This is a genomic window from Streptomyces sp. MnatMP-M17, from assembly GCF_900091995.1.
Classification (GTDB): Bacteria; Actinomycetota; Actinomycetes; order Streptomycetales; family Streptomycetaceae; genus Streptomyces.
Genome location: NZ_FMDK01001061.1, coordinates 1 through 3,072, shown reverse-complemented (window position 1 = coordinate 3,072; position 3,072 = coordinate 1). Strand labels below are relative to the sequence as shown.

At 72.1% G+C, this 3,072-nt stretch carries 3 protein-coding genes and 1 pseudogene; all 4 read right to left on the bottom strand.

Annotated features, from left to right (window positions below; translation table 11 throughout):
• Window positions 1–989 (bottom strand): MSMEG_0565 family glycosyltransferase (locus GA0115259_RS35880; protein ID WP_093604590.1); only part of this gene is annotated, 989 nt, incomplete at its 3' end.
• The gene (locus GA0115259_RS35875) at window positions 986–1,939 is read right to left on the bottom strand and encodes a carbon-nitrogen hydrolase family protein (protein ID WP_237540733.1); all 954 of its coding nucleotides are present in this window, start codon (window positions 1,937–1,939) and stop codon (window positions 986–988) included. The genes GA0115259_RS35880 and GA0115259_RS35875, both read right to left, overlap by 4 nt.
• 22 nt (window positions 1,940–1,961) lie before the next feature.
• Window positions 1,962–2,849: a carbon-nitrogen hydrolase family protein gene (locus GA0115259_RS35870; protein WP_093604588.1), complete on the bottom strand. Its 888-nt coding sequence runs from the start codon at window positions 2,847–2,849 to the stop codon at window positions 1,962–1,964.
• Window positions 2,846–3,072: pseudogene (locus tag GA0115259_RS35865) on the bottom strand (AIR synthase); the annotation flags it as partial. The pseudogene GA0115259_RS35865 and the gene GA0115259_RS35870, both read right to left, overlap by 4 nt.

The following is a 3,072-nucleotide window of genomic DNA, read 5'->3' as shown; positions in this document are numbered from 1 at the left end:
CGGGTGGAGGTGTCGGGGGTGAGGGCTGCGGCCAGTTCGGTGGCCAGGGCGTGAGGGGTGGCGGCGAAGCGGGCCGCCGAGGTGAAGACCTCGCGCAGGACAGGCAGGTCGCGGACCACCACGGGGACTCCGGCGGCCAGGGCTTCCATCGCGGCGAGGCCGAAGCCCTCCTTGAGGGAAGGGAACGCGAAGGCGCTCGCGGCGGCGATCAGTGGCGGGAGGTCGTCCTCGGCGACCTGGCCCAGGACGACCGGTTCGACTCCGAGTTCCGTGGCGCGCGTCTCCCAGCGGGCGCGGTAGTCGCGGTAGTCGAAGAGTGTCTCGCCGCCCGCGATCACCAGCCGTACGTCCGGATGGTCGGCGCACAGCAGCGCGTACGCCTCCAGGAGGTCCAGTGAGCCCTTGCGCGGTTCGATCCCGCCGACGGTGAGCACATAGCGGCCGAGGCGGGAGCGCCAGGCTTCGCGGGCCGCCGGATCGCTGCCGGCGAAGCGTTCGTACGCCACGCCGTTGGGGATGACCTCCGCCTTCAGGCCCCAGCCCTCGGCCAGTTCGTCCGCGACCGACCGCGAGACACAGATATGGGCGTACGGCTCGACGATGGCCCGTTCATGGCAGGCGGCGAGTTCGGGCGTGGTGAACTGGTCGAGATGGTGGACGGTGCGGACACAGCGGTCCACCGCGTTCGCGCTGATGCAGTCCTGGGCGTGGACGATGTCGTACGGCGACGGGTCGAAGGCCTCGCGCAGCGTCGCGATGGAGCGCAGGATGCGCTCACCTACGGTCTCGTCCGCGGGCCCTTCCGGGAACGGCACGATCCGTACGCGTACGCCTGGATCGACCGCACGGAAGAAACCCGAGTCGCCGCCCCGGCCCAGCGACCAGACGGTCACGTCCGCTCCGGCCGCCGCCAGTGCCTCCGCGAGCGCCAGCGTGTGTACGACGCCGCCGCGCGGCTTGGTGGAGTAGCTGAGCAGGGCAATCTTCATGTGGGGATCTCCGAGACCTCCAGGTCGGCGGAGGGCCCGTGCTCCGTCGCGTACGGTTCCGGCGCGCTTGCGTGCTGTTCCGGGACGCTTGCGCGCCGTTCCGAGGAGCCGCTCGCCGGCCCCGTCACCCGGTACGCCGACGGGCGGCGCTCGTCCAGGTGGCGCAGTACTCGGCGGGCGCGGTCGATCTCGGTCGCCACGTCCACCTCCGCCACGGCCAGGCCCGCCTTGGCCCAGGTCCGGGCGAGGATGTCGCCGCCCGGGCCCACGACCTTGGACTGGCCGAGGAAGCGCATGCCGCCCATGGCGCCGGTCTGGTTGGAGGAGGCGAGGACGACCTGGTTCTCGGCGGCGCGCGCCTGGTCGTACAGGTCGAAGAGCTTGGCCTGGCGGTCCTGGGCCATGCGCGGCGCGCGGTTGGTGATGCTGGTGGGCCAGGCGGAGAGACAGGCGAGGATCTCGGCGCCGTCCAGGGCCAGCGAGCGGGCGGACTCGGGAAACGTCTTGTCGTAGTCGATCATCATGCCGATCCGGCCCACCGGAGTGTCGAACGCGGCGAAACGGTCGCCCGGCGCGTACGCGGCGACCTCGCCGGCCGGCAGGTGCACCTTGCGGTGGCGGCCGAGGACGCCGTCGCCGCTGACGCACACGGCCGCGTTGTAGCGCTCGCCGCCCCCGTCCTCGCAGTAGCCCACGCACACCACCATCTCGGCGGCGAGCCGCGCGACCCGGAGGATCAGCGGATCGTCCGGCTTCAGGGCCGGCGGGAGCGCCTCGGGATCGGGATGGCGCAGATCGGCCAGATAGCCCCCGAGCGCGGCGTCGGGCAGGACGAGCAGCCCGGCGCCCGAGCGGCGCGCGTCATCGATGAGCTTGGCGATACGGGTGAGATCGAACTCCAGGTCACGGCCGAAGTGGGCGGCGGCGGCCGCGATCCGGACTGTGGTCATCGTTCGTTCACCGCTCCCGCGTTCATGCGCCGGCCGCTTCTGCGTATGTGTACGTCTCCGGACGCCGGTCGCGCAGATGGCCCATGGAGCGGCGAGCGGTCTCCAGGGCCTGGGCGACGTCGAGTTCGGCGATCGCCAGGCCGGCTCCGACACCGGTGTCGGCGAGGATCTCGCCGCCGGGATCGACGACCTTGGCGCTGCCGACGAAGCGTAGCGACCCGAAGGTACCCGACTGGTTCGAGGAGACCCATACGATCTGGTTCTCCAGGGCGCGGGCCCGGTCGAAGAGGTCGAACCGGCGCTTCCAGCGGTCGTTCACCAGATCGGGAGCGGCATTGGTGCGCGAGCCCGGCCAGGCGGAGACGACCACACCGATCTCGGCGCCGTCCAGGGCCAGCGCGCGGGCGGACTCCGGGAAGGCCTTGTCGTAGCAGATCATCATGCCGATCCGGCCGACCGGTGTGTCGAAGGCGTGGAAGCGGTGGCCGGAGGCGTAGCTGGCGTCCTCGCTCAGCGGCTGGTGGACCTTGCGGTGATTGCCCAGTACGCCGTCGCCGTTGACGCAGACCACGCTGTTGTAGCGCCGTCCGTCCGCACCCGCCTCGCAGTAACCGGCGACGACGGTCAACTCGCCCGCCAGCGCGGCCAGTCGGCGGATCTCCGGGCCGTCGAGAGCGAGCGCGGGCGGGCCCGCGTCGAGCTCGGTGCCGACGTCGGTGCCGCTCTCAGCAGCGGCGCCGGCTTCGCTTTCCAGGCTGAGCAGATAGCCGCCCAGACACGCCTCCGGCAGGGCGAGCAGCCGTACGCCCTCGGCGCGGGCCTCCTTGATCAGCCGTTCTGCGACGGCGAAGTCCTCCTCCAGATCGCGGCCGAACTCGGCGGCGACGGCCGCCATACGGAGCGTGCTCATGCGGTCCCCATTCCGGTCACCGGGCCGGCGACCGCGTCTGTGATCTCTCCGTCGGGCCAGCGCAGCCCCACGCCTTGTCCTGCGGTCAGCTCGCCGCACACGGCGCCCGTGGCGGGCCCGGCGGGCAGCGGTGCCGCGCCCGGTCCGTCCGTGGTGAGCATCGCGAAGCCCGGGAAGCAGGTGAGCCAGTCGCCCATGGCCGCGGCCCGCGGGCGCGGTACGG